Origin of the sequence: Treponema succinifaciens DSM 2489 (genome assembly GCF_000195275.1) — a bacterium.
Classification (GTDB): Bacteria; Spirochaetota; Spirochaetia; order Treponematales; family Treponemataceae; genus Treponema_D; species Treponema_D succinifaciens.
Genome location: NC_015385.1, coordinates 778,547 through 805,035 on the forward strand (window position 1 = coordinate 778,547; position 26,489 = coordinate 805,035).

The following is a 26,489-nucleotide window of genomic DNA, read 5'->3' on the forward strand; positions in this document are numbered from 1 at the left end:
TAGAATTTTGAGTTTAACATTTTTATCTGTATCCAAAAAGGAAGGAAAAATGGAAAAGTCAAATAAAAGAATTGTTTATGCAGATTTATTGAGAATCATTGCTACTTTTGCAGTAATTGTTTTACATGTTTCAGCATCAAAATGGTATGACACTCCAGTAAAAGACTTTAATTGGCAAATATATAATTTATATGATTCTTTAGTGCGCTGGGCAGTTCCTATTTTTATAATGCTAAGCGGAATGTTTTTTCTAAATCCTGAAAAATTTATTTCAACAAGTAATATTATTAAAAAATATATTTTTAGAATTTTACTTGCAATAATTGTTTGGGGATTGTTTTATCAGGCTTATGAAATTATTGATAAGTTTATTTTTAGAAATGAATCAATCACCTTTAAAAGAGTTATCGTGGCCTTCGAAAAAATTCCGTTTGGTCCACCTTGGTATCATCTTTGGTATCTTTACATGCTTATTGGTTTATATTTGCTAACACCTATTTATCGCATCTTTGTAAAAAACGCAGAAGAAAAATACATTAGATACTTATTAATTTTATTCTTTTTATTTGGTCTTGTCTTGCCGTTTCTCAAAAAGGTTCTTTTACATTTTGATTCGCGATTAAATATAAACTTTGAAATTTCGGAACTCATAAATTATTCTGGATACTATTTTGCCGGGTATTATTTTTCAAAGTATCCAATAAATAAGAATGCAAAAATTGGAATTTACATTTTGGGTTTTTTATCATTTATCTTTACAATTATTTGTACTTCTTATATTTCAATAAAAAATGGAGAACCTAACGGGTATTTATATGGAAATTTATTACCTACAACAATGTTTGAAGCTTTCACAATATTTTTATTAATAAAATCAATTGATGAAAAAGAATTCTCGGAGAAAAAGGCTCAAATAATTTCTGAAATAAGTAAAAGTACATTTGGAATTTATCTTATTCACGATTTTATAAAATCTGTAATTTTTATGGTTGGAATTACATCAGATTTTATTAATCCACTTCTTGCAGTTCCAGTTTCTTCTGTTGTTATATTTGTGATTTCTCTTTGTATAATTTTTTTTACTAGAAAAATCCCTGTAAGTAAATATATAATGTAGAAAAGAAAGCATAACAAAGCTTCAAAGCGGATGTCGCGGTCAAGCCGCGCCACCGTTTAAGCAATTGTTATGGCGACAGGCCACTGGCCTGCTTATGATGGAGTATATGAAAAATTTTATAAAAATTATATTCTTAGCTTTTTTAATGTTTTCGTTTATCTCATGTAAAAAAAATAAAGAAAACAAAACTTTTATTTCTCCAGAACCTAAAACAGATAATTCACCCAAAAATGAAATGATAAATATTGATGAATTAATTGAAAAATTCGATCTAAAAAATCAGGAAGTAAAAGAATATTTTAAACCTTTTTATGATGCACTAAAAAAAATTGATAATGAAAATCCTACTCCTGAAAATCAGATAAGATTATTTTATGAAACAATAAAAGTTTTGGATAAGGAGTATAATTATAATATTTTAGATTTTAACTATGAACCGAGTTATGAATTAACAGAAATATTTCATAAAATATTTTCTGAAGATGAAATCTGGCAAAATATCATTTCGAATTTACAAACGAAAGCATCTCAGCAACCAGATAGGTTTCTTGATACGGGTAAAACAATAAAGATAAAAGATATTTCAATAGTATCAAGCGATGATATAGAATGCACTTGTCAAGTACAGACAGAAGCGGAACATTGGTTTTATGCTGATTGGGGATTAGAGTCGGCAAAAAATAATTATTTTAAATATTATGATGATATTTGTATAGATGAAAAAGATTTGAAAAGATATGAGCAAAAAGCCATAGAAGAATATGAAAAAATTGGTGAAGGAAAATATGGAGGCAATGTTATAAAAACTAAAGAAAACCATATATTCCATTTAATAAAGAAAGATGGAATATTTAAAATAAAAGATTTTGTCTTTAACATTACATCAATCAGCGATTATTAGAATATATTATTTTGAATATTTCAGAAAGCAAGTCAAGCTTGCTTTCTGAAATGAAATTGAACTTTAGGGTTTACGCGAAGAAGCGGTAGTACGCGGCTTTACGCCGCTTGAAAAAATATAAAAGAAGCATACGCTTCAAAAAAGTTGTACAGAAAATATCATAAAGAAAAAAAAGTATTTATGAAGTCTAATTCTGTATAAGAAATAAAGTTGCCATAACATGGTTTTCAAAGCCGATAAAAACTTTGTCACAAAAGTTGCTCTCCGTGGCTTTGCGCCACCGCAACTTTTGCGCCAATTTTGCCTGCGGCAAAACCGTTTTTACGGTTTAAAACGCTAGTTATGACGACAGGCACACTGGCCTGCCCTTTAAAAAAAATATATGAAAAAACTTTTTATAATATTATTAATTGGGTTTTTAAATATTAATCTTTTCGCTCAGGATTTTCCATTTCCACCAGAATTAAAATGGTGGATATTTGAAATTCAATCCATTGATAAAAATGTTAAAATCGAAAACTTTAAATTTTCCGAAAAACGTTCCATTCTTAATCAGGATGCACCAATATCATATAAAAACCGTTTATATCCTGTATTAAAAAAATGGAATTACTTTGGAAACGAATTTGCTTATTATGATATATACGCAAGTCTTGAAAAAAATAAAAGTGGCAAATATTCAATTTATGGAGAACCTGACGCAGCTTTCGGAATATTTGATAAAAATGAAATTTTACTTTTCGTAGATTTTTTCGGGAGTTCAAAAGGAATAGATTCATTTTGCTGGGTAAGAGACAACAGAATTATTGCGGTTGGTCGAGATATAATAAATTCATATGAAGATGGATTGTCTGATATTGATTTTATAATCTATGATTATTACATAAAAAATGGCGGGGAAATTATAGTTAAAGAATATATCTATAGTATAAAATCAGTAAATATGGCTAAATTAAAATTAAGGTGGGTTGAACAAAGAACCGATTACTTTGAAAATAATTAACATGGTATATTTTTTAATCGAGTCAAGCTCGATTAAAAAATAAAAATAAACTTTAGGGCTTGGACGAAGAAGCAATAGTACGCGGCTTTAAGCCGCTTAGAAAAAGTATAATAATAGAGGCATACGCTTCAAATGGTTGTACAGAATCATCATAAAGAAAAAAATGATTTAAGAAATCTAATTCTGTATAAGAAATATAATTTGTAATAACAAGAGGTTATGACGACAGGTACACTGGCCTGCCCTTTTTTTGGATTTTAGAGAAAAACGAGGAAGAATTTATATTTTTAAAATTTGTTTTTTATAAGTACAAATTATCCTTAAAAAGAAAGTAAAGGAGCATTTTTTCATCGGTTCAAGCCCGATGAAAAAATAGAATTATTAAACTTTAGGGTTTACGCGGAGAAGCGATTTTAGGAAATGAAGAATAATTTTTTATTCGAGTCAAGCTCGAATAAAAAATTATGAAATTTAACTTTAGGGCTTGAACGAAGAAGCGGTTGTACGCGGCTTTACGCCGCTTAGAATTTTACAAAATGAAGCATTGCTTCTAGAATATAATACATAATCTTCTTAAAGGAAAAGATTTAAGAAATCTGATTATGTATAAGAAATATAATTTGTCATAACATAGGTTCGTAGCCGACACGCGGTCAAGCCGCGTGCGGTACAACCCGTTGTTATGTGGATTGCCAGTGGCAACGAGAGGTATAAAAGTATGAAAAAGTTTGTTTTTGGTTTGTTTTTTACTATTTTAGCATTTAGAGGATTCTCCTCAGATTTTAATATCTGGAAGTATTATGATGGTTTAAAAAAAAATGACCCTAAAATTGTAAATTTTTGTCTGGAAAATTCTTATTACTTGAATGTGTTCGAAAGAAATGAAGAAAATAAATCTGCTGCAATAAAGGCAATTGATAAGAATGATTTTAATGTACTTAAAGTTTTAGCTCAGATTAGGAGTGGAGAAGTTTTTGTTACAGAAGATGATAAGGGAAACGATTGTTTTATGTATGCTGTAATAAATAACAAACTAACAGCTTTTTCTGCAATGCTTGAAAATATAAAGGATATAAACGAATTTTCATATTTAGATGTAAACGATGATGGTAAAAATCTTTTAGACCTGGTAATGGAACAAGGAAAAGAAGAATTTGCAAAGCTTACATTCAAATACTTTTTTATGCAACCTTATGGAGCTCCTAATCTTGCAGAGCTTTTTAATGATCAATGTCCATATGTTTTTATGGCTGTTGAAAACGGGTATATAGACGTAAATTATTTTTTTAAGAAAGGAAATACTCTTATACATGAACTTTGTGATATTTATTACTATGAAGAAGAAGCTTCAGAGGCCATAAATTTTCTTTGTAAACACGGTGCAAATGTAAATGTTTTTAATGAGGAAGATGAAACTCCATTTACTATAGCCATGTGGAATGAATATCCTAAAAGATCGGCAGCAATCCTTGCTAATGGATATGATGTTGATATGGAAGATGAATTTCATAAGTCAGCTATGACTAGGATACTTACTTCGGTTAATAAACATCCAGAAGTTCTTGAAGAATTATGCAAGACAGGTATTGATTTAAATAAAAGGCTCACTGGCGAGTATAAAAATTATACTCCGCTTTCTTATGCTATAGGTAAATGGAACAATTGGCCATGTATAGAAATTCTTTTACGCTATGGGGCAGATATTAATCTCAAAGATGGTTGGGGCAATTCTCCGTTAGATTTATTGAAAACTGAAGAAAAAGAATATTATAAATTAGCAAAAAAAGCTGGATATCTAAATAAAGCACAGGAAGAAATAAAAAAAAAGTAAAAAGATTTAAATTTTATCGACAATTAATTAATAAGGAAGCAGAAATATCTGAAGAATGGCGTTCGTTTGATTCCAGTAAAAGATTGATTCATTATAAAGATTCAAAAGGTGATGAATATTTTTTTGAATACGATGAAGTTGGTCATAAGATTCACGAAAAGCATAGTAATGGTTATGAGAAGTGGTTTGAATATGATCATAATGGAAATGAAGTCCTTTCTTATGACTCGAATAATAATAAAAAAATTAAAATTTATAATAATGATAATAATTTAATCTACGAAAAATGTATTGATACAGAAAAGATTGTTGAAACTTGGTATGAATACAATTCTGAAAAAAAATGCAGTCATAGCAAAACAGTTTCAGGCGATTTTGAATTCGAATCAGATTTTATTTATAATGAGAACAGTCGATATGAAATTGATAAAAATGGTTCAATACTGATTTCAAAATTTGATGAAAATAACAATTTAATTTATTCCGAAAGCAAGTATATAAAATCTATATATGAGTATGATGAATATCAAAATAAAAAATATGAAAAGATAGATGAAAAAGAAATTTGGTATGTAAATAATTATGATTCTCAAGGGAATTTAATCCACTGCATTAAGTATAAAAGTATAGAAAAAGAATAAATATAGAAAGTAAAAAACACATAACAACAGTTTCAAAACGGATGTCGGCTTGAGTCCGCCACCGTTTAAACTAATGTTATGCTCACACGCCACTGGCGTGGTAAAGTAGGAGAACAGTTATTGTATGAGCATGTGCTATTTTGATTTTCCGCAGGAAAAAATTGATCTATTTGAGCCTTCTCAAAAAAACTACTATTTTGAATCTGGTTCAAAATATTCATATTTGTGTTCTCAAGAAGAAATTTCTACAGTAAATTTCATGGATGATTTTACAGGTAAAGACGGCGGCGGCTATGTCATTACAGAATATTTGAGGTGTTCAATTATTGAGAATGGAAAAATAATTTTTGAAAATCCAAACTGTGTTAAAATTTCATCCAAGAAATATATTATTGTCAGCGTTAAAGCTCATGAGTATACAGTTAAAGGGTGGAACGAAAAGCTTGTAAGTCATGATCTGCGCAGTGATAAAACAGGAGATTCTGCATTACATCCTATTTATTATGAATCTTATGGAGAAGCCATAAGTATTGCCAAACGTCTGTCGTTGAGTAATGACTGTAAATATCTTGTATCAATGTATTTAGATTATTACGACAGACATTGATAGGGATAAAAAGGAGTTAAATTGACAACTTTGCTATTGTATGTTATAAGTAAGGAAAGTAAGGAGGTGCTGTATGGAACTTGCAAAAGTAACATCAAAAGGGCAGATTACAATTCCACTTATGATAAGAAATCGGCTTCAGCTTAAAACTGGTGACAAGGTATTTTTTGAAGAAAGCAAAGGAAAGATTTACATTACTAATGCTTCTCAAATTACTTTAGCTAATGTTCAGTCTCAAATGCAGGGCGAAGCGGAAAAAGCAGGTTTTCAAACAGAAGATGATGTTATTGCTTACATCAAAGAATTAAGGAAAGCAAAGTGAGGGTTTTTGTAGATACAAATATTGTGATTTCTTCAATGCTTTTTCCAAATGGAAAAGTAGCAAAAGTATTCTCCCATCTTCTTGAAAAGCATACTGTAATAATTTCTTCTTACACAAAAAACGAATGTAAAGAAGTTTTTGAAAAGAAATTTCCGTCAAAAATGGAACAGCTTGAAATCTTTTTTGATGGAATAAATTTTGAAGAATTTAAGAGTCCTGATAAAATCGATGAAAAGAGATATCCGAAAATCCGTGATATAAAGGATTTGCCCGTTCTCGTATCAGCAATTTTATCTGATTCGGACATTTTGCTCACAGGTGACAAAGATTTTGAAGATATAAAAATTGATAAACCTTTGATTTTTACGCCTGCAAAATATTATGAGTTGATAGAAAATAAAGCATAACAAAGGTTCGTAGCCGACCGCGGGTCGAGCCCGCTGCGGTACAACCCGTTGTTATACGGACGCCCGCACTGGGGCGCTTAATAGTAAAATGGAAATCAAAATATGGAAAATAAGAACAGACCAATAACGACATTGTTTATGCTGGTATCAGTTGATGGAAAAATAAGTACAGGCTCGACTGATGAACTTGATGTAGATAAAGATTTTCCTAAAATCAAAGGTTTAAAAGAAGGCCTGCATCAATACTATGAAATCGAACAAACTACTGATTTATGGTCTTTTAATACAGGTCGAGTTCAGGAAAAGATGGGAGCAAACAAAAATACTTTACCTCCAAAAACACCTGTTTCATTTGTTTTGCTAGATAATTCACATTTGGATGAGCGAGGAATAAAGTATTTTTGCGCCAAGTCAAAAGAATTTGTTCTTATGACATCTAACAAAAATCATCCAGCTTATTCAGTTAATGAGGAAAATCTTCATATATTGTATCAGGAAAAATTTTCTTTAAAGAATGGTCTTTACCAGTTAAAAAATGATTTTAGCTGCGAACGTCTTACCGTTCAAAGCGGAGGCACTGTGAATTCTATTTTTCTACGAGAAAAACTGATTGATTTTGTAGACATAGTTTTGGCTCCTGTCCTCATAGGAGGAAAAGATACATCCACACTTATAGACGGTAAATCCATAATGTCTGAAAAAGAGCTTGCATCATTAGGAGTATTGAAGTTATTGGAGTGTAAAACTTTAAGCAATTCATACATTCGTCTTAGATATAGGGTAATCAGCTGAACTTTAGGGCAGGAACAAAGAAGCGGTTATAGAAAAAGAGGTTTATTTCAGAAAGCAAGTCAAGCTTGCTTTCTGAAATAAATGATTTAACTTTAGGGCGAAGCAAGATAGTATTAGAACGCGGCTTTACGCCGCTTAAAACAATAATAGAAGCATACACTTCAAATGGTCATATAAAATTTTCATAAAAAAAAGGATTTTAGAAATCCAATTCTGTATAAGAAATAATTTCGTATAACAAGAAGTTCAAAGCCGACACAGGCTCAAGGCCTGTGCGGTTTGATATGTTGTGCCATTTGTCAACATAAAAAACTCCTTTTGAGAAAAAATATAAAAAAAACGGAAGGAAAGCGATAGATCGGCACATGGCCATTCTGATATACGTGGATTCGCCTGAAAATCAGGTTTACCGACAGGTCAATGGTCCGCCTGGAATTCTTTCTCTCTAACTGCGAGCATAGGAAGTTAAAAAGTTTCCCGCTCATAAACCGCTCGAAGATAATTCCTTAAATGCTCACAAATTCCTTCCGTTATGATACAAGTTAATTTTTCGCCAGAATATCTTTAGCGAAAGTTTCATCCCGCAGGTGATTTGATTTCATTGCGCAATAAACTCCTCGACCGTTTTTTGAATGTCGGAAAGCTCCCCCTCATCAATTTTGTTCAAGGCAGTTTTCCTGTTGTCAACAAAATTCATCATTCCCCAGACAAAACATGCAAGCTCCCTTGCCCCCGCCGTCGTTACTAGATTGTAGGGGAGCCCTTTTTGGGAAAGATAAAGCATTCTTTTTCTGAGCCTGAGCGTGCACTTGTCCGCGTAAGAAACGATGGCGGCGGACGCATTTTTCTGCCGCTCTTTTACCCTGACTGATTTTGCCGTGACAACAGAATGCATTCTAAGGCTTCCCGCACACTCAACAAGAAGACTTCTGACTCTTGAATTCCCAGCTTTCGTAATCGCCGTGTGCCGTACTCTATTTCCGCTTGAATCCTCGCCGGGACAAAGTCCTATAAAGCTTACGAAGGACTTCGCCTTTGAAAAACGGGAAAAATCCCCCGATTTCCGCGACAATCGAAATAGCGGAGACATAACTGATTCCAGAGATGCACACCAGGGCATCAATTTTTTCCCTCACTTCATCATCCTTGCAGAGTTCCAGAATCTTCGCCTCAATTCTCTGAACTTTGTCCATGAGCGTTATTACTTCGGCGTGATATTCCTCAAATGATTCCTGAAGCCACTTGTCAGCGAAGTTCATCGTCCTGAGCCAAGCCATGTGAGCCTGCGTCCAGTAATGGCCGCTCTGAGGATAAGGCAAGCCCATTCGCAGCAGGAAAGAAAGGAGGTTCTGCTTTGTCTTTTTTGAGCATGGTGATTTTTGCCGTCCTGACCCGTGTATATTCCTTTATCGCCTCAAGTTTTTTCAGAAGGAAGGCAGACAGGGCTGTAGGTTTTGAAGGCGAGAGTCTTTGCAAGAAGGCGGGCGTCCATCCTGTCTGTCTTGACTTTCTGACCAGGTGCCTTTGCTATTGTCGATGGGGCGATAATGACGCAGGCGAAGTCTTCTTTTTGAAGTTTTCTGCAAAGTCCGTATCCTGTGGGACCTGCCTCGTATCCAATAAGAAAAACTGCATCTTGCCCGACTGATTTTTGAAGGTTCTTCAGGTAGTGAAGCGTGTTTTCAAATTTGGAAGAGCTTTTGTGCTCCGCGAATAATTTGTCTTCACGGCTGTCATAAGCACAGAAAGAATTTGTGTCCTTGTGCACGTCAATTCCGACATAGATTACTTTTGTGTTCTCTGTTACATTGTTCATTGTAGTGCTCCTTTTTGCATGAGGCAGGTCATGCTTGTTGTTTTCTATTCCAAGTTTACGACCGAACCCTCGATTCTGCAAACCTGGTGGCACTACATATTGTCTAACTCATTGTTATGCTCACACGCCACTGGCGTGGGGGGCATATAAAATTTGATTTCAAAATAAAAGAAAGTTATAATTATGATATCAATATATCGGTTAGCAAATGGAATGTAATAGCTCTACTAAAAAAATCTTTTCTTTCGTTACCAAAGCTGGAGAACGCAGGAAAACAAGAAAGTCTTCAACTCCCTCACAAATAATCCCACTTGACGAGCAGACAAAGAACGACTTTGAGTTACGACACGATACAAAGCTCAAGGATACTATGATTTACCTTGACCCGGATTACAAATTCATATTAAGTCCTGCACTTCTGGGCTTTGCCGTCGAAAACAGAATCCACATAAGAAAAAGCAAGTATAATCCGGGCTCGACTGAAACCGACCAAATCGTTGAGCATGAGCTCACCCATGTCCAGCAGTATTCAGAAGGACGCATAAATGAATCCGTTGATGAGCTTGAAATGGAGGCAAATTTCAACGAGACGCTTCACCTTCACAACGGCGAGGAAGTCCGGTATGTTGAGTATGCTCCCGGGAAATACTGGGAAACCACAGAAAAAGAGTACAAAATATTCCTGAATAAGGTTGCCACAGAATTTGAACACAATGTAGAAAGCAATTTGCGAAGCATGGCCAATGCGGAACAGCTGCGATATTTGCTTTCCCTGCAGGAATGGGCACAAGACATGTTCGATGAACCTTTCAGTTTAAGGAGATGATAGCAGAATGACAGAAGAAGAGCGGATGCTGATTATCAACGAGCATTACGAGCAGGACAAAGCCCGACTCACGAAAGACGAGATGAAATTCGGCAACATGAACTACTACCTCAAAAAGGAAGAGTATATAAGGAAACACCTCTGGAAAACCGAGAAGGAGTTCAATACCGACATAATAAGAGCCATGAAGGAAAGGATAAGGTAATGGCAGCGGAATCGCTCACAAGAAGCAGAGCTATAAATCTCATAAACGGCTCCATAGACAGCTTTATGTTTTCCCATGCCTGTTACTGCACCAGCAACATGGAGAGTCTGTCGGAAGATGATTTAGAACTTTATGATCAGATGCACGAGGTCATTTCCATACTTAATGATGATGAAGATTACAGGCATGACCTTGAAACAATGCCACTTGAAGACCTGAAAGAATTCCTTTTAATGTGCAGGAAAATGGCAGACAACAACAATCTGTCATTGAAATCGGAATTCCCACAGGGGAATTTTGAAATCGTTGAGGATGAAAAAAAAGATACGACCATAGTAGAAAAATCAATCAAAAAACTTGAACAGCACGGTGACGCTCAGATTCAAAAAGCCGTTTCTGAATATCGCAAAGGCAAAAGAAAAATAAGTTTTGATAATATGTCTCAGAATCAGCTGGGACAGACAAATCAGATAAATGATTTTTATTGCCATGCCATAAGCGAAAAACTTATTCAGGACACTCCGGAAAATGAAATTCGGCTTGCGATTACCCTAGCCCATGAGTTCAAGAGAAATGCCGTCACGGACACCCTTGAAGGCGAAACTCGCGACATAGTTCTAAGCGACACTAAAATCATAGAGTCGTTTGCAGGCACTTACGGGGAGGAAATCTACAAAAAATTCCCGGAGTACGGAATCCTGCATTACATCAAGAAAATTTTCGGCGAAGAGGAACTTAAGGACTTCGCAGACTACGCCTTCGACTCCACTGGCAGTTACTGGAAAGTAAACGAAACCTGTGATTTGGTTGATGATGGGAACAGTTCAAATGTCATTGATAAAGATAATAAAACTATACATTCTGGTACAAATGGATTACAAGGAACTTTGGGTGATTGGTTAGGTATAGATAATACATCTCCAACAGACAATGTATTCACAAAATTAATGAAACCTGCCGGATATGTATGGAACGGCAAGAAATGGATTGTAAATCCAGGAAAGATAAAATATAAAAAAATAGAAGAAGCTCACAATACTGGAAAAATTACCGATGACCAGTTTAACATGATACTGCTTGCGGCTGGCTTAATTTCCGAGGAGCAGAAAGAGAAAAAAGAAGAAAAACCAAGCCTTTTTAGCAAAATCCTACAAGATTATGTGGCTAGCGAACAATTGAAAACTCAAATTCAAATAGATTTTGTAAAAAGAACATGGGAATTCTTTTTCGGGAAAAAATCTAAAAAAACAAAAAATTCTGCAAGCAATTCAAAATCTGAGAGCACCCAGAGTTCAAAAAATGTCGAAATCTCTGAAGATAATAACATTAATTACATAAAATCTGATATTTTGAATTCTATGCCTTCTTTAATTCCAACAGTTGTTTGGAACAAAGAAAAAATGGGTGAAGAACAATTATTTGCAACCTCAGTTGACGAAACAAAATGTAACCTGTTCTTACCAAAATACTTAGAAAGCATCAGTGAAAAGGTATATAATGATATAATAACTGAGAAAGATGCAAAAGCAAGCAGGCTTAATGAACTCTTCAAGAACAATAATAAACTATATATAATTATTGGTTCTGAATATGATGTAACTAAAAGAATCCCAGAAAAAAATCGACAAGGCAAAATATTTGTTGAGCAAACTCAAGAGTATTCCGCTGCTAAAAAGGCGATAATTGCACAAGATTGTGCAAACGATGGAAAACTTGTTATCGCTTATGTGACAGACCATGTAGCGGTTGTAACAAAACAAGATACTTGTTATTCAAGTTATCCAGAAAAAAACTGGAATCCCGAAAAAATTGCACCAATTCAGAGTGGCAATGGTTATTCTAATGGAATTGTATTGGACGGTTTTCCGGTTTTTTTGCAATCAGGGTCTTATACAGGTGTTGTGAATCCAGGACATGCAATGGGGCGAAACGCTCTTTCAAATGACGAGGTGATATATTATGTATACAAGGGTTAAAAAAAATATCATACAAATTTTGTTATTTCTCTCTATATTTATATTATTTTTCTCTTCATGTACTCAAAAATATAGAATTGATTATGCAAAATTAGATGAATTTCAAAATAACAATTACGACTCTGTGGATACAGTGGATATGGATTTCAAGAATATGGTTATTTCTTCTCAAGAGTATATAGAAAAATTTGATATAACAGAAGACGAAAATTTTATTATTGGATTTTGGAAAGATGCTACAGGTTGGCTTATTCCAAACAATCATAAAACAAATAAAATCGGCATTTATAGTTTTTTACCGAATAAGAAATATATAAAATCATCTCATTATGATGGGAGTCCACTAGTTATAAAGTATGGGAACTGGAGAGTAGTAAATAAACAACTCGAGATTCAAAACTCTATTGTTTGTACCGTAATAAACAAGCGCATCGTCAATTATGAATATATAGATAATCCTAGGTATGAAACTATCTTTACGATGGAACAATATGATAAATATCCTATTAATATTACACCTTTTATAAATGAAAAAGTCCCGCGATACAGGTCTTTCCATGATTTTATTAATTACGGGTCAAAAATTTATTCCCCCTCAACACCATCTGGAAGTATTTTATATAATCCAGAAGATAAGCCAGAATATATAGAAAAATTATTAAATTTGGCTCATTTCTATTTTTATTAGTGTCGTACGCAATGTTTTTAGACAAGATTGCGACAGAATTTGAGTTCAAGATCGAAAACATGCTCCACGGCATGAACGACGAGGAGCAGCTTAAATTCCTGCTTTCCCTGCAGGAATGGGCACAAGACATGTTCGATGAACCTTTCAGTTTAAGGAGATGGTAGCAGAATGACAGAAGAAGAGCGGATGCTGATTGTCAACGAGCATTACGAGCAGGACAAAGCCCGACTCACGAAAGACGAGATGAAATTCGGCAACATGAACTACTACCTCAGAAAGGAAGAGTATATAAGGAAACACCTCTGGAAAACCGAGAAGGAGTTCAATACCGACATAATAAGAGCCATGAAGGAAAGGATAAGGTAATGGCAGCGGAATCGCTCACAAGAAGCAGAGCTATAAATCTCATAAACGGCTCCATAGACAGCTTTATGTTTTCCCATGCCTGTTACTGCACCAGCAACATGGAGAGTCTGTCGGAAGATGATATAGAACTTTATGATCAGATGCACGAGGTCATTTCCATACTTAATGATGATGAAGATTACAGGCATGACCTTGAAACAATGCCACTTGAAGACCTGAAAGAATTCCTTTTAATGTGCAGGAAAATGGCAGACAACAACAATCTGTCATTGAAATCGGAATTCCCACAGGGGAATTTTGAAATCGTTGAGGATGAAAAGACAGAAACAGAATTGAATCCTGACAAAATCGAGAATACCATTTCAGGGACTTTTGATTCTGAAGTAAAATTAAAAGAGATTATCTACTTCCTTAATAATTATAAGTCTGTAGCAAACTGGGAATATAATGGACACGGAAGTTTTATAGCTAAGAAGAATGCAACTCTTTGGGAACTTGGCGGAATATATTGGAACAAGCTTTTTGAATTACCTAAAAATCCGAACTTAATCCAAATAGGTGACGAAATAAAACTGAGAAAAGAGGTTATTGATACAATTTATGAATATTCAGTTTCAGATGTGAATGGAAACTATTCTTTTGAATCAAAATCTCCAGAGGTTAAAGATTTAATTTATGGGATTATAAGTTTTTGTGCAGGTGCATCAGATGCTGTTCCCAAACTTATTAAGTATGGACTTACAGGAAAGGATGTAAAAGGTACTGTAGAAACGTTTGTAGAAAAAGAAGAAACATCTTCAAAACTTTCTTACTTTATTCAGCAATATTCAACAGAAGGACAAGAAGAAGATGCATGGGAAAAAATGATTTCTGTAGCAAGCTTTTTAGGACCTGTATTTGGATTCTTAGGACTGCTATCAAATGCCAGTGTAGAAGAAAATAAGTACCAGATAGTGCAATATTATTCACGCAAAGCATTTCTTAATAGTGCACAAATTGAAATAAATAGAATTGAAAAATTACAATCTCAGGTTAAAGAAGAGAATCTTCAAACTGAAATAAATTATTTACGATTTCTTGAAAGGCAGATAAAAATATTAAAAGAAGAAATTCGTTTGAATGATAAAAAGGATAATCTGCAGAAAGCAGAAATTCTAAGAAGTTTTTCGCAGTATAATACTAAAGATGCATTTTATAACGATGACAGACTTGAGTTTTCAGCAGAATCATACCATAAAATAGATTATCGAAAGAAGTTCGAGGAACAAAAATGAAAGCATGGAAAGAATACATATTCATATATATTCCAATTGGGATTTTTTGCTGTGTAATTAATTTTTGCGTCAAAAAAGATAATAAAAGTCCCAATGTAAGGCAGTATTTTTTTTATGAATTTGAAAAGAATGAATATTCGATGAATGATCTTTATTCTGGAAACAAACTTGGAAATATAAGTCTTTGTATGTATAATGGAGAAATTTCATTTAGCCTTTATGCAGATGAAACTTCTGGAAAATATTTAGTTGGAACCACTGAAAATATATACCTTTATGAGAAGATTGCTTTAAATGATATAATGTTAGAAAAGAAAAAATATAAAAACGTAGAATTTTACAATGGGAAAGTAGGGGACTGGTATACTGCTGTCATTGTAAGTTTAGACAGATTTGATTACAGTGGATATTATAAATCTAATAATAAAAATCGTTATCTATTATATATAATGAAAAATGGAGATTATAATTTTTCCATTAAAGATATAAGTGTAGATGATGCTTATCTCTGTTTTGGTTCAAGCTTAACAGACATGAGATATGCCGCAATATTAGAATAAGGTTCAATAAAATGAAAACATGGCAGAAATATCTTTATATATATATATACCTATTGGTATCTTTTGTTGTTTAATAAATTTTTGTGCAAAAAAGGATAGCAAAACACCATATGCTGAATATCATCTCTTTAATGACTTTGAAAAAAATGAATATTCAGCAAAAGACCTTTATGCAGGTACAACAATTGGTGAATTTATTTTTTCAAATGATAATGAACAGAGTTTTTTTGATTTACATGCAGAAGAGATATCAGGTTCATTCATGGTTGGAAGTAGAGAAAATTATTATCAATATCCAAAAATAGAATTAAATAAAATTAAAATTGAAAAGATAAAACGTAAGAATTTGGATTTCTATACTGGAAAAGTCGGAGATTGGCATTCTGTAGTAATTATGAGTTTGGATAATCATGATTATCATGATTTTTATAAATCTCAAAACCGAAGACGATATCTATTTTTTCTATTAAAAAACGGTGATTATAATTTCTCTACAAAAGATTCTAGTGTATATAATCTTTACTCTGCTTTTTGTGCAAGTATAAAAGATATGAAATATGCTGCAATCTTAGAATAAGGATAAGGTAATGGCAGCGGAATCGCTCACAAGAAGCAGTGCTATAAATCTCATAAACGGCTCCATAGACAGCTTTATGTTTTCCCATGCCTGTTACTGCACCAGCAACATGGAGAGTCTGTCGGAAGATGATTTAGAACTTTATGATCAGATGCACGAGGTCATTTCCATACTTAATGATGATGAAGATTACAGGCATGACCTTGAAACAATGCCACTTGAAGACCTGAAAGAATTCCTTTTAATGTGCAGGAAAATGGCAGACAACAACAATCTGTCATTGAAATCGGAATTCCCACAGGGGAATTTTGAAATCGTTGAGGATGAAAAAAAAGATACGACCATAGTAGAAAAATCAATCAAAAAACTTGAACAGCACGGTGACGCTCAGATTCAAAAAGCCGTTTCTGAATATCGCAAAGGCAAAAGAAAAATAAGTTTTGATAATATGTCTCAGAATCAGCTGGGACAGACAAATCAGATAAATGATTTTTATTGCCATGCCATAAGCGAAAAACTTATTCAGGACACTCCGGAAAATGAAATTCGGCTTGCGATTACCCTAGCCCATGAGTTCAAGAGAAATGCCGTCACGGACACCCTTGAAGGCGAAACTCGCGACATAGTTCTAAGCGACACTAAAATCATAGAGTCGTTTGCAGGCACTTACGGGGAGGAAATCTACAAAAAATTCCCGGAGTACGGAATCCTGCATTACATCAAGAAAATTTTCGGCGAAGAGGAACTTAAGGACTTCGCAGACTACGCCTTCGACTCCACTGGCAGTTACTGGAAAGTAAACGAAACCTGTGATTTGGTTGATGATGGGAACAGTTCAAAAGTATTTGATACATCTGGAAACGAAGTTTACTCTGGTTCAACTGGAAGACAAGGTACTTTGGAGGCTTGGCTTGAAATTGACAATGCTTTTGTTACATTAATGAAACCTGCAGGCTATGAATATGACACAGAAAATAATAAGTGGAGCAAAAATCCGGGAAAAATAGAAGCCAGCAAAATAAAAGAAGCTCATGATAAGGGATTGATTACTGATGATCAATATAATCTTATTCAACTTGCAGCCGGAAAAGCTTCATCTAAAGAAGAAGGTGCTGAAAAAGTTAGTTTATTTCAGCAAGTCTTAATTGATTACCAAAAACGTAATGAAATAGATACACAAATAAAATTTGATATGGTTAATAGAGCTTGGGAATGGATCGATAGAAAATGGAATGAATTGTTTTGCAAAAGTTCCAAAAACGATAAATCTAGTTCTCAAAAAAAAGAAACACAAACTTCTATCAGTTTCAAGGAATTAATGGAGACTGTAAAAACAGATGATTTATCAAGTCCTTGTTGTGATGTTTATAGTACCAGAGTTCTTGAACTTATTAATAAGAAGCCATCGGATTGGCCATCGCCATCTGGATATAAAGTTTGTAATACACCAAACTATATAGGAAATAATTACAAAGACTTTTATTCTTCACAATGGAAGACTACTCCATCTGAAGGATGGAATGTTATGATAATGTGGGCAAATTCAGGTGAAAAGTTTGAAAATTCTCCACATATGGCAATTGTACAAAAAGAAGATAATTCTTTTAATCTTACGCATTTTACCGGAAATAAACAAAAAATAAGGGAAAATTGGAACCTTGCGCAGGTTGAAAATGGTTTTGATTATTCAAATTTTAGATATTTACCTTTAGGAAAATAAATATGAAAAAAATATTACTCTTATGTTTATCACTATTATTAGTATCTTGTTCAAAGAACAATGCAACAGAATCATTAAATAATTCGTCACCTGTTAGATTTGTATATAATCAAAAATATGGATTATTTAATCCTGAAACAAAAGAAGTTGTTTTATATCCTCGTTACAGTTATATTGAGCCGTTTTCAAATGGATTTGCACTTGGCATCACAGGCAATGAAGGTGACGTATGTGATATTATAGATACATCTGGTTCGGTTCTATATTCTTATAAAACAGAACCTCTTAGTCATACATACTGCTATAATGGTTTTTTCTATTTTGTTAATGATTCAAATGAAAGTTATTATCATGGTTTGTATAATTATAAAGGTGAACAAGTTTTCAAATCTGATTTTATATATTCAATGAATAGCGAATGTATTATAACTAAAGAAAAATCTAACTATGTTTTTTTATTTTTTGATAATAAAGGTATCAAACAAAAAAAATTATTACTCCCAGACACATATTCATATGAACCTTTTTCAAATGGATTTGCAAGATTTTATGGTTACAATAACGATGAAAAAGTGTTTGGTATGATAAAATCGGATAAAAAAATTGCTATACCTCCAAAATATAAACAATTAGGAGCAGAATTTAAAGAAGGTTTATTAATTGCTGAGGATGAAAATTCTTTATATGGTTTATTAAACCAAGAAGGGAATTGGGTAATACAACCAAAATATGAGCAGTTATTAAATTATTCAGGAAAAGTATTAGCTGCAAAAATTAAAAATTGGAAATTAATAGACTTAAATGAAAACATAATAAAATCTTTCCCAGATAATTTTACTTTTATATCAGATTTCGTTCAAAATATTGCTATTTTTTCTTTAACTATAGATGGTTCAATAAAATACGGACTTATAAATACTCAAGGTGATTTTGTTCTTAATGCTACATGTGAAAAAATCCTTCCTAATCCAGATAATGGATATTGGCAGATTTTAGTTAATAATAAATGGAAGATGTTTAAAGAAAATATAGGTCTCATAAATACTGAAGAATATCTCGATTTTTCCAAGGTAAATTAATGAAACTTAAATTAAATATTATTAGTATACTTTTATTTGTAATTGTTTTATTTGCTTGTAAAGGTAATAACACAAATGAAATTAAAGTTTTTATACAAAAATATATTGAAACGGTATCGATTGAGCATGAAAAATATAAAACAAATATAACTGATAAAATGGTAGAGTATTTTTATGATGATGAAAATAAAGAAAAGGCAGATATGCCAGAATTTTTAGCAATGGGTGGATTTCGAAACAATATAATAATTGTAAAAAATTTTGAAATTCAGAAAATTAAGAAATTACCATATAAAGATATTGATGGCTATTCTGTAAATGTTCAATTTATAATTTATGATAAATCGAAAGAAAATGAAGAGTATGTAAAAAAAATAGACTATTGGATAGTATCACATAATAATAATTTTTATATTTATGGAGATAATTTCTTAAAAGATATTTTCATTCTTGAAAAAGATATGAATTAAATATTTTATATACTGCCAATTAATGGTATAAATTACAAATATTTTAGATACCACGAGTCATAAAAATGAAGAATCGAATAAAAACTATTACAAGACTAATAGTTTTCCAGTTTTTATTATTATTTTTGCAAAGTTGTTCTAATAACAAAAAGAATAACGTTAATTCATTCATTGAAGAATATATAAATACAGTTTCTTCTGAACATGCAAAGTATAAGTCCAATATTACAGAAAAAATGAAAAACTATTATATGGATTATGAAAACAAGGAAATGGCAGATATGCCCGAATATCTTGAAATAGGCCCCTTTAGAAATAATGTGTTGTTAATCAATAGCTATAAAATATTATCAATTAAAGAAATCAAAGATGTAAAAATTCCTGAATGTAAACATGTTTATGATATTGATGTGCAGTTTGAAATTGAAACTGAAAATGGTATCGCAAAACAAAAAATTGCTAACTATTGGGTAACATACTATAAAAATAAATTTTACATATATGGAGACAATTTCTTACAAGATATTTATATATTAAAAAAGGATATAAATTAAAAAGCGGAAATCTTATATAATTTTTCAAAATACAATACACATGGAGCTGTATATAAAGACGATAGAAGTGAAAAATCTCCTTCCTACTTTCATAATATAGACTATCACAAATTATTTGAGGAACAAAAATGAAAACTTGGCAGAAATATCTGTTTATATACATTCCAATTGGGTTCTTTTGTTGTTTGATAAATTTTTGTGCTAAGAAAGATAACAGAGCTCCGTATGTCGAATATCACCTATTGCATGAATTAGATAAAACTGAATATTCGGTAAATGACCTTGTAACTGGAAAAAATCTCGGAAAAATTAATTTTTCTATTGATAATGATGAAGTAATCTTTGACATTTCTGCAGAAGCAGTGTCTGGAACATTAATGATAGGAGAATATGGAGACTTATATCAGTATTCAAATATTGATTTAACCAATATAAAGGTTCAAAAGCAAAAATGTAAAAATTTGGACTTTTATAGTGGTAAAGTTGGAGACTGGAATACTATCGTAATTATGAGTTTAGATAATAACGATTCCTGTGAATACTACAAATCAAAAAATAAACAAAGATATCTTTTTTATTTGTTAAAAATTTTCTACAAAAGATGAAAGTGTTTATGATTTATATTCAGGCTTTAGTGCATTTGTAAAAACTATGAAATATGCCTCAATCTTAGAATAAAGCATAACATGCACTTCAAAGCGGACGGCAAGTCAAGCTTGCCGCCGTTTGATATGTTGTGCCATTTGTCAACATAAAAAACTCCTTTTGAGAAAAAATATAAAAAAAAACGGAAGGAAAGCGATAGATCGGCACATGGCCATTCTGATATACGTGGATTCGCCTGAAAATCAGGTTTACCGACAGGTCAATGGTCCGCCTGGAATTCTTTCTCTCTAACTGCGAGCATAGGAAGTTAAAAAGTTTCCCGCTCATAAACCGCTCGAAGATAATTCCTTAAATGCTCACAAATTCCTTCCGTTATGATACAAGTTAATTTTTCGCCAGAATATCTTTAGCGAAAGTTTCATCCCGCAGGTGATTTGATTTCATTGCGCAATAAACTCCTCGACCGTTTTTTGAATGTCGGAAAGCTCCCCCTCATCAATTTTGTTCAAGGCAGTTTTCCTGTTGTCAACAAAATTCATCATTCCCCAGACAAAACATGCAAGCTCCCTTGCCCCCGCCGTCGTTACTAGATTGTAGGGGAGCCCTTTTTGGGAAAGATAAAGCATTCTTTTTCTGAGCCTGAGCGTGCACTTGTCCGCGTAAGAAACGATGGCGGCGGACGCATTTTTCTGCCGCTCTTTTACCCTGACTGATTTTGCCGTGACAACAGAATGCATTCTAAGGCTTCCCGCACACTCAACAAGAAGACTTCTGACTCTTGAATTCCCAGCTTTCGTAATCGCCGTGTGCCGTACCCTGTTTCCGCTTGAATCCTCGCCGGGACAAAGTCCTATAAAGCTTACGAAGGACTTCGCCTTTGAAAAACGGGAAAAATCCCCGATTTCCGCGACAATCGAAATAGCGGAGACATAACTGATTCCAGAGATGCACACCAGAGCATCAATTTTTTCCCTCACTTCATCATCCTTGCAGAGTTCCAGAATCTTCGCCTCAATTCTCTGAACTTTGTCCATGAGCGTTATTACTTCGGCGTGATATTCCTCAAATGATTCCTGAAGCCACTTGTCAGCGAAGTTCATCGTCCTGAGCCAAGCCATGTGAGCCTGCGTCCAGTAATGGCCGCTCTGAGGATAAGGCAAGCCCATTCGCAGCAGGAAAGAAAGGAGGTTCTGCTTTGCTTTTTTGAGCATGGTGATTTTTGCCGTCCTGACCCGTGTATATTCCTTTATCGCCTCAAGTTTTTCAGAAGGAAGGCAGACAGGGCTGTAGGTTTTGAAGGCGAGAGTCTTTGCAAGAAGGCGGGCGTCCATCCTGTCTGTCTTGACTTTCTGACCAGGTGCCTTTGCTATTGTCGATGGGGCGATAATGACGCAGGCGAAGTCTTCTTTTTGAAGTTTTCTGCAAAGTCCGTATCCTGTGGGACCTGCCTCGTATCCAATAAGAAAAACTGCATCTTGCCCGACTGATTTTTGAAGGTTCTTCAGGTAGTGAAGCGTGTTTTCAAATTTGGAAGAGCTTTTGTGCTCCGCGAATAATTTGTCTTCACGGCTGTCATAAGCACAGAAAGAATTTGTGTCCTTGTGCACGTCAATTCCGACATAGATTACTTTTGTGTTCTCTGTTACATTGTTCATTGTAGTGCTCCTTTTTGCATGAGGCAGGTCATGCTTGTTGTTTTCTATTCCAAGTTTACGACCGAACCCTCGATTCTGCAAACCTGGTGGCACTACATATTGTCTAAAATATTGTTAGGCGGATGGGTCACTGGCCCACTTATTGTTAATAAGAAAATCCTCCAACATTTTTCTCTAAAGTCATTCGTTGAATGACAAACAAAGTAAAAATCGTAGGAGGATTTTTATGGACACAAACAAAATTGACATGTTTTTTGTAGCAAATGGTAAAAAATTGCCAGCTGAAAAAGCAGTACTAATTCGTGAAAAAATGGCACAAATTGATGACTCAAGATATGCCACAATCAGTTCTGTTGAACTGAAAGACCCGACAACTATGCTTCTTGTAAGTATTTTCCTTGGAGAACTTGGAGTTGACCGTTTTATGCTGGGGGAAACAGGTATGGGAATTTTGAAACTTCTTACAGCCGGCTTATGCGGTATTCTTTGGCTCATCGATTTGATTGGCATTACAAAGAAAGTTAAAGAATACAATTACAATGAATTGATGAAGATTCTGTAATCGGAGATGAGGAAACTTTCGGTTCAAGCCCGAAAGTTTCCTTTAATTTTTTTCAAATTAACTTATGACCTGCATTACTAGAGAGATTTTTAATATTCCATGCCCCACCTGTGGAGTAACAAGAGCTTTGATTTCCTTGCTAAAAGGAGATTTACAGGGCTATTTTCACTACAATTTGATGGCAGTCCCATTATGCATAGCGACGGTTTTGATGATTATTGGCACAAAAGTAAAAATAAAAAAGCTCCAGATTATAAGTATTGTAATTTTATTAATAAACATACCGTATTATTTTTATAGACTGAGGCTTGGGGTAATTCCATAAAAACACACTTTCAAGTCGAAAAAAAAATAAATTCTATGATATAATAAAGGGAAAATTTGGTTGCAAGGAGGAACATATGCCTTTGACTGAAGTACAGGAAAAATTGAAAAAAATTCCAGAAGAATATCTGGTTGAAGTCTATAATTACCTGGAATTGCTTGAATATAAAATTCTATACAAAAAACAAAACGAATCTTCCAAGAAAAAGTTTCCAAATCGTCACCCTGGAATTTTAAAAGATCCGAATTTCTATATGTCTCCAGATTTTGATGAGCCTTTAGAAGATTTTAAGGAGTATATGTGAAATATCTTTTAGACACACATGCACTGCTGTGGTATTTATATGACGATAATAATCTTTCCTCAACAGCAAAAGAACTGATCACAAATGAGTATTGCTATTACAGTAAAGTTTCACTATGGGAAATTGCCATAAAGCAGACTAGGAAACTTCTTGAATATAAACAGTCAATTTCTGAAATTATCGAAGCCTGCAGGGTGGAAGAATTCGAGGAGCTTGCTGTATCAGGAACCTCATTGGAATTGATAAAAACGTTGCCTGATGTTCATCGAGATCCATTTGACAGACTGTTGATTGCTATGGCAAAAGAAAATGATTTTACAATTATTACAAAAGACTCAAAAATTCCATTGTATGATGTAAAGACAATTTGGTAGATAATCGCCTAACATGGTTTTCAAAACCGATAAAAACTTTGTCACAAAAGTTGCTATTCGTGGCTTTGCGCTACCGCAACTTTTGCGCCAATTTTGCCTACGGCAAAACCGTTTTTACGGTTTAAAACGCTAGTTAGGCGGATGGGCCACTGGCCCACTTGTGTTACAAGAAAAAATCCTCCAACAAATTTTCTCAAAAGTCATTCGTTGAATGACAAAAAAGTAAAATCTAAGGAGGATTTTATGGATGAATTTGTCGAAAGATTAGCAGGTATAGGAGTTCCAGCACTTGTGTTTCTAATCATTATGAGTACAACAGGTTTAGCTGGTGCAGCTGCAATAACAGCAACATTAGCTTTATTGGGACCTGGCGGCATGATTGGTGGTGTAATTACACTTATAGTAATAGGTGCTGGTGCTTCAGTTATTTCAAAGTATGGATATTCAGCAATTATTACTGCTACTTGTAAGAAAATTATGCAAAAAGATAATCTTACAAGAGAACAAATGTGTGAGAAAATTGACAAATATCCGATTACAAAAGGATTGAAAGAAAAAGTAAAAGCAAAAATCCGTGAAGCATAGCTTTTAGATTTTTACGGCGGGTCAAGCCCGCCTTTTTTATACATTTGAGCTTGACAGTAAAGATATACAATGTATATACTTAATATATGGAGGTAGCATTATGGAAGCTGTAGTTCAGAAATGGGGTAACAGTCTCGGTTTTAGAATTCCGTCACTTTGGGCAAAAGACAACAATGTAAAGAACGGTAGTAAAATTGAAGTAATCGCTGAAAAAGGAAAAATAGTAATTCTTCCTCAGAAAAAAACTCTTGATGATATGCTGGATATGGTTACTTCAGAAAACATTCATTCAGAAATATCAACCGGCAGTTCGGTAGGTAATGAAGAATGGTAAATTTAAATTATGTTCCTGAAAAAGGTGATTTAGTCTGGCTCGATTTTAATCCGCAAGCAGGACATGAACAAAAAGGTCGCTGCCCTGCAATTTGTATATCTCAGAAAAAATACAATCAGAAAATTGGACTTGCTCTATTCTGCCCTATAACAAGCCATATCAAGGGATATCCTTTTGAAATTGTATTGGACAATCATTCAATAAATGGTTGCATCTTAAGCGATCAGGTAAAAAATCTTGATTATAGACAAAGACATTGTGATTTTATAGAAAAAGCGACAGAAGAGGAAATTAATTCTGTTATAGATAATATAAAACTGTTAATAGAATAATCACATAACAAGAAGTTCAAAGCCGACAAACCGGTCAAGCCGGTTTGCGGTTTGATATGTTGTGCCATTTGTCAACATAAAAAACTCCTTTTGAGAAAAAATATAAAAAAAAACGGAAGGAAAGCGATAGATCGGCACATGGCCATTCTGATATACGTGGATTCGCCTGAAAATCAGGTTTACCGACAGGTCAATGGTCCGCCTGGAATTCTTTCTCTCTAACTGCGAGCATAGGAAGTTAAAAAGTTTCCCGCTCATAAACCGCTCGAAGATAATTCCTTAAATGCTCACAAATTCCTTCCGTTATGATACAAGTTAATTTTTCGCCAGAATATCTTTAGCGAAAGTTTCATCCCGCAGGTGATTTGATTTCATTGCGCAATAAACTCCTCGACCGTTTTTTGAATGTCGGAAAGCTCCCCCTCATCAATTTTGTTCAAGGCAGTTTTCCTGTTGTCAACAAAATTCATCATTCCCCAGACAAAACATGCAAGCTCCCTTGCCCCCGCCGTCGTTACTAGATTGTAGGGGAGCCCTTTTTGGGAAAGATAAAGCATTCTTTTTCTGAGCCTGAGCGTGCACTTGTCCGCGTAAGAAACGATGGCGGCGGACGCATTTTTCTGCCGCTCTTTTACCCTGACTGATTTTGCCGTGACAACAGAATGCATTCTAAGGCTTCCCGCACACTCAACAAGAAGACTTCTGACTCTTGAATTCCCAGCCTTAGTAATCGCCGTGTGCCGTACCCTGTTTCCGCTTGAATCCTCGCCGGGACAAAGTCCTGTAAAGCTTACGAAGGACTTCGCCTTTGAAAAACGGGAAAAATCCCCGATTTCCGCGACAATCGAAATGGCGGAGACATAACTGATTCCAGAGATGCACACCAGGGCATCAATTTTTTCCCTCACTTCATCATCCTTGCAGAGTTCCAGAATCTTCGCCTCAATTCTCTGAACTTTGTCCATGAGCGTTATTACTTCGGCGTGATATTCCTCAAATGATTCCTGAAGCCACTTGTCAGCGAAGTTCATCGTCCTGAGCCAAGCCATGTGAGCCTGCGTCCAGTAATGGCCGCTCTGAGGATAAGGCAAGCCCATTCGCAGCAGGAAAGAAAGGAGGTTCTGCTTTGCTTTTTTGAGCATGGTGATTTTTGCCGTCCTGACCCGTGTATATTCCTTTATCGCCTCAAGTTTTTCAGAAGGAAGGCAGACAGGGCTGTAGGTTTTGAAGGCGAGAGTCTTTGCAAGAAGGCGGGCGTCCATCCTGTCTGTCTTGACTTTCTGACCAGGTGCCTTTGCTATTGTCGATGGGGCGATAATGACGCAGGCGAAGTCTTCTTTTTGAAGTTTTCTGCTAAAGTCCGTATCCTGTGGGACCTGCCTCGTATCCAATAAGAAAAACTGCATCTTGCCCGACTGATTTTTGAAGGTTCTTCAGGTAGTGAAGCGTGTTTTCAAATTTGGAAGAGCTTTTGTGCTCCGCGAATAATTTGTCTTCACGGCTGTCATAAGCACAGAAAGAATTTGTGTCCTTGTGCACGTCAATTCCGACATAGATTACTTTTGTGTTCTCTGTTACATTGTTCATTGTAGTGCTCCTTTTTGCATGAGGCAGGTCATGCTTGTTGTTTTCTATTCCAAGTTTACGACCGAACCCTCGATTCTGCAAACCTGGTGGCAC

At 34.2% G+C, this 26,489-nt stretch carries 36 protein-coding genes; 30 read left to right on the forward strand and 6 right to left on the reverse strand.

The window, feature by feature from the left end; genetic code table 11:
- Positions 1-49: 49 nt before the first annotated feature.
- The 9 genes from TRESU_RS03625 to TRESU_RS03665 all read left to right on the forward strand — a co-directional run bounded on the left by TRESU_RS03625 (position 50) and on the right by TRESU_RS03665 (position 7,621).
- Positions 50-1,117, forward strand: coding sequence for an acyltransferase (locus tag TRESU_RS03625; protein WP_013700953.1), 1,068 nt, complete (start codon positions 50-52; stop codon positions 1,115-1,117).
- Positions 1,118-1,223: 106 nt separating this feature from the next.
- Positions 1,224-2,018 (forward strand): hypothetical protein, encoded by a 795-nt coding sequence (locus TRESU_RS03630; RefSeq protein WP_041611937.1) that lies wholly within the window; start codon positions 1,224-1,226, stop codon positions 2,016-2,018.
- 382 nt (positions 2,019-2,400) lie between these two features.
- Positions 2,401-3,021, forward strand: coding sequence for a hypothetical protein (locus TRESU_RS03635; protein ID WP_013700955.1), 621 nt, complete (start codon positions 2,401-2,403; stop codon positions 3,019-3,021).
- A gap of 718 nt (positions 3,022-3,739) precedes the next feature.
- Positions 3,740-4,852 carry an ankyrin repeat domain-containing protein gene (locus TRESU_RS03640; protein ID WP_013700956.1) on the forward strand — a complete coding sequence of 371 codons (1,113 nt, stop codon included), beginning with the start codon at positions 3,740-3,742 and terminating at the stop codon, positions 4,850-4,852.
- Positions 4,853-4,935: 83 nt separating this feature from the next.
- Positions 4,936-5,493: a hypothetical protein gene (locus TRESU_RS03645; protein ID WP_041611939.1), complete on the forward strand. Its 558-nt coding sequence runs from the start codon at positions 4,936-4,938 to the stop codon at positions 5,491-5,493.
- A 124-nt stretch (positions 5,494-5,617) separates the two neighbouring features.
- On the forward strand, positions 5,618-6,100 hold the full coding sequence (locus TRESU_RS03650; RefSeq protein ID WP_013700957.1) for a hypothetical protein: 483 nt from the start codon (positions 5,618-5,620) through the stop codon (positions 6,098-6,100).
- Positions 6,101-6,173: 73 nt separating this feature from the next.
- The gene (locus tag TRESU_RS03655) at positions 6,174-6,422 is read left to right on the forward strand and encodes an AbrB/MazE/SpoVT family DNA-binding domain-containing protein (protein WP_013700958.1); all 249 of its coding nucleotides are present in this window, start codon (positions 6,174-6,176) and stop codon (positions 6,420-6,422) included.
- Positions 6,419-6,829, forward strand: coding sequence for a putative toxin-antitoxin system toxin component, PIN family (locus TRESU_RS03660; RefSeq protein ID WP_013700959.1), 411 nt, complete (start codon positions 6,419-6,421; stop codon positions 6,827-6,829). The genes TRESU_RS03655 and TRESU_RS03660 overlap by 4 nt, the downstream gene beginning before the upstream one ends.
- 102 nt (positions 6,830-6,931) lie before the next feature.
- Positions 6,932-7,621, forward strand: coding sequence for a dihydrofolate reductase family protein (locus tag TRESU_RS03665; protein ID WP_013700960.1), 690 nt, complete (start codon positions 6,932-6,934; stop codon positions 7,619-7,621).
- A gap of 598 nt (positions 7,622-8,219) precedes the next feature.
- On the opposite strand, the gene TRESU_RS15480 is transcribed toward TRESU_RS03665, so the two are convergent.
- The 3 genes from TRESU_RS15480 to TRESU_RS15490 all read right to left on the reverse strand — a co-directional run bounded on the left by TRESU_RS15480 (position 8,220) and on the right by TRESU_RS15490 (position 9,530).
- Positions 8,220-8,693, reverse strand: coding sequence for a transposase (locus TRESU_RS15480; RefSeq protein WP_245535700.1), 474 nt, complete (start codon positions 8,691-8,693; stop codon positions 8,220-8,222).
- A complete protein-coding gene (locus TRESU_RS15485; RefSeq protein WP_052299509.1) occupies positions 8,596-8,946 on the reverse strand; it encodes a hypothetical protein in 351 nt (116 codons plus the stop codon). Before TRESU_RS15485 ends, TRESU_RS15480 begins: the two co-directional genes overlap by 98 nt.
- Before the next feature lie 89 nt (positions 8,947-9,035).
- Positions 9,036-9,530 (reverse strand): IS110 family transposase, encoded by a 495-nt coding sequence (locus tag TRESU_RS15490; RefSeq protein WP_245535701.1) that lies wholly within the window; start codon positions 9,528-9,530, stop codon positions 9,036-9,038.
- A 115-nt stretch (positions 9,531-9,645) separates the two neighbouring features.
- On the opposite strand from TRESU_RS15490, the gene TRESU_RS03680 reads away from it, so the two are divergent.
- The 14 genes from TRESU_RS03680 to TRESU_RS03740 all read left to right on the forward strand — a co-directional run bounded on the left by TRESU_RS03680 (position 9,646) and on the right by TRESU_RS03740 (position 20,337).
- The gene (locus TRESU_RS03680; protein WP_013700961.1) at positions 9,646-10,263 is read left to right on the forward strand and encodes an eCIS core domain-containing protein; all 618 of its coding nucleotides are present in this window, start codon (positions 9,646-9,648) and stop codon (positions 10,261-10,263) included.
- A 7-nt stretch (positions 10,264-10,270) separates the two neighbouring features.
- Positions 10,271-10,468, forward strand: coding sequence for a hypothetical protein (locus tag TRESU_RS03685; RefSeq protein WP_013700962.1), 198 nt, complete (start codon positions 10,271-10,273; stop codon positions 10,466-10,468).
- Positions 10,468-12,444, forward strand: a complete 1,977-nt coding sequence (locus tag TRESU_RS15495; protein WP_013700963.1) for a hypothetical protein — start codon at positions 10,468-10,470, stop codon at positions 12,442-12,444. Before TRESU_RS03685 ends, TRESU_RS15495 begins: the two co-directional genes overlap by 1 nt.
- Entirely contained in the window at positions 12,428-13,132 is a 705-nt protein-coding gene (locus tag TRESU_RS03695) for a hypothetical protein (RefSeq protein ID WP_013700964.1), read from the forward strand. The genes TRESU_RS15495 and TRESU_RS03695 overlap by 17 nt, the downstream gene beginning before the upstream one ends.
- Complete coding sequence (locus TRESU_RS15085) at positions 13,132-13,296, forward strand: hypothetical protein (RefSeq protein ID WP_169309736.1); 165 nt, start codon at positions 13,132-13,134, stop codon at positions 13,294-13,296. The genes TRESU_RS03695 and TRESU_RS15085 overlap by 1 nt, the downstream gene beginning before the upstream one ends.
- A gap of 4 nt (positions 13,297-13,300) precedes the next feature.
- Positions 13,301-13,498: a hypothetical protein gene (locus tag TRESU_RS03700; protein WP_013700966.1), complete on the forward strand. Its 198-nt coding sequence runs from the start codon at positions 13,301-13,303 to the stop codon at positions 13,496-13,498.
- The gene (locus TRESU_RS15500) at positions 13,498-14,772 is read left to right on the forward strand and encodes a hypothetical protein (protein ID WP_013700967.1); all 1,275 of its coding nucleotides are present in this window, start codon (positions 13,498-13,500) and stop codon (positions 14,770-14,772) included. The genes TRESU_RS03700 and TRESU_RS15500 overlap by 1 nt, the downstream gene beginning before the upstream one ends.
- Positions 14,769-15,332, forward strand: a complete 564-nt coding sequence (locus TRESU_RS03710; RefSeq protein ID WP_013700968.1) for a hypothetical protein — start codon at positions 14,769-14,771, stop codon at positions 15,330-15,332. The genes TRESU_RS15500 and TRESU_RS03710 overlap by 4 nt, the downstream gene beginning before the upstream one ends.
- A 19-nt stretch (positions 15,333-15,351) precedes the next feature.
- Positions 15,352-15,909 (forward strand): hypothetical protein, encoded by a 558-nt coding sequence (locus TRESU_RS03715; RefSeq protein ID WP_013700969.1) that lies wholly within the window; start codon positions 15,352-15,354, stop codon positions 15,907-15,909.
- A gap of 10 nt (positions 15,910-15,919) precedes the next feature.
- Complete coding sequence (locus tag TRESU_RS03720; protein WP_013700970.1) at positions 15,920-17,629, forward strand: hypothetical protein; 1,710 nt, start codon at positions 15,920-15,922, stop codon at positions 17,627-17,629.
- A gap of 2 nt (positions 17,630-17,631) precedes the next feature.
- The gene (locus TRESU_RS03725; protein WP_013700971.1) at positions 17,632-18,708 is read left to right on the forward strand and encodes a WG repeat-containing protein; all 1,077 of its coding nucleotides are present in this window, start codon (positions 17,632-17,634) and stop codon (positions 18,706-18,708) included.
- Positions 18,708-19,178 carry a hypothetical protein gene (locus TRESU_RS03730; protein WP_013700972.1) on the forward strand — a complete coding sequence of 157 codons (471 nt, stop codon included), beginning with the start codon at positions 18,708-18,710 and terminating at the stop codon, positions 19,176-19,178. Before TRESU_RS03725 ends, TRESU_RS03730 begins: the two co-directional genes overlap by 1 nt.
- 65 nt (positions 19,179-19,243) lie before the next feature.
- On the forward strand, positions 19,244-19,732 hold the full coding sequence (locus TRESU_RS03735; RefSeq protein ID WP_013700973.1) for a hypothetical protein: 489 nt from the start codon (positions 19,244-19,246) through the stop codon (positions 19,730-19,732).
- 128 nt (positions 19,733-19,860) lie between these two features.
- Positions 19,861-20,337, forward strand: coding sequence for a hypothetical protein (locus TRESU_RS03740; protein WP_013700974.1), 477 nt, complete (start codon positions 19,861-19,863; stop codon positions 20,335-20,337).
- A 441-nt stretch (positions 20,338-20,778) separates the two neighbouring features.
- Here the strand turns inward: TRESU_RS03740 and TRESU_RS03745 are convergent, their stop codons facing one another.
- A complete protein-coding gene (locus TRESU_RS03745) occupies positions 20,779-22,086 on the reverse strand; it encodes an IS110 family RNA-guided transposase (protein WP_245535699.1) in 1,308 nt (435 codons plus the stop codon).
- 133 nt (positions 22,087-22,219) lie between these two features.
- Here TRESU_RS03745 and TRESU_RS03750 point away from each other — a divergent pair, with 133 nt between their 5' ends.
- The 7 genes from TRESU_RS03750 to TRESU_RS03780 all read left to right on the forward strand — a co-directional run bounded on the left by TRESU_RS03750 (position 22,220) and on the right by TRESU_RS03780 (position 24,809).
- A complete protein-coding gene (locus TRESU_RS03750; RefSeq protein WP_013700975.1) occupies positions 22,220-22,555 on the forward strand; it encodes a TM2 domain-containing protein in 336 nt (111 codons plus the stop codon).
- Between the two features lie 64 nt (positions 22,556-22,619).
- Entirely contained in the window at positions 22,620-22,880 is a 261-nt protein-coding gene (locus TRESU_RS03755; protein ID WP_013700976.1) for a DUF2752 domain-containing protein, read from the forward strand.
- Between the two features lie 76 nt (positions 22,881-22,956).
- Positions 22,957-23,184, forward strand: a complete 228-nt coding sequence (locus tag TRESU_RS03760; protein WP_013700977.1) for a DUF2281 domain-containing protein — start codon at positions 22,957-22,959, stop codon at positions 23,182-23,184.
- A complete protein-coding gene (locus TRESU_RS03765; protein WP_013700978.1) occupies positions 23,181-23,558 on the forward strand; it encodes a type II toxin-antitoxin system VapC family toxin in 378 nt (125 codons plus the stop codon). The genes TRESU_RS03760 and TRESU_RS03765 overlap by 4 nt, the downstream gene beginning before the upstream one ends.
- Positions 23,559-23,801: 243 nt before the next feature.
- Entirely contained in the window at positions 23,802-24,143 is a 342-nt protein-coding gene (locus TRESU_RS03770; RefSeq protein ID WP_013700979.1) for a hypothetical protein, read from the forward strand.
- 100 nt (positions 24,144-24,243) lie between these two features.
- Entirely contained in the window at positions 24,244-24,477 is a 234-nt protein-coding gene (locus TRESU_RS03775) for an AbrB/MazE/SpoVT family DNA-binding domain-containing protein (protein ID WP_013700980.1), read from the forward strand.
- Positions 24,471-24,809 (forward strand): type II toxin-antitoxin system PemK/MazF family toxin, encoded by a 339-nt coding sequence (locus TRESU_RS03780; RefSeq protein WP_013700981.1) that lies wholly within the window; start codon positions 24,471-24,473, stop codon positions 24,807-24,809. The genes TRESU_RS03775 and TRESU_RS03780 overlap by 7 nt, the downstream gene beginning before the upstream one ends.
- 371 nt (positions 24,810-25,180) lie before the next feature.
- On the opposite strand, the gene TRESU_RS03785 is transcribed toward TRESU_RS03780, so the two are convergent.
- Positions 25,181-26,200, reverse strand: coding sequence for an IS110 family RNA-guided transposase (locus tag TRESU_RS03785; RefSeq protein ID WP_245535702.1), 1,020 nt, complete (start codon positions 26,198-26,200; stop codon positions 25,181-25,183).
- Positions 26,163-26,489: an IS110 family transposase gene (locus TRESU_RS15505; protein WP_245535703.1), complete on the reverse strand. Its 327-nt coding sequence runs from the start codon at positions 26,487-26,489 to the stop codon at positions 26,163-26,165. Before TRESU_RS15505 ends, TRESU_RS03785 begins: the two co-directional genes overlap by 38 nt.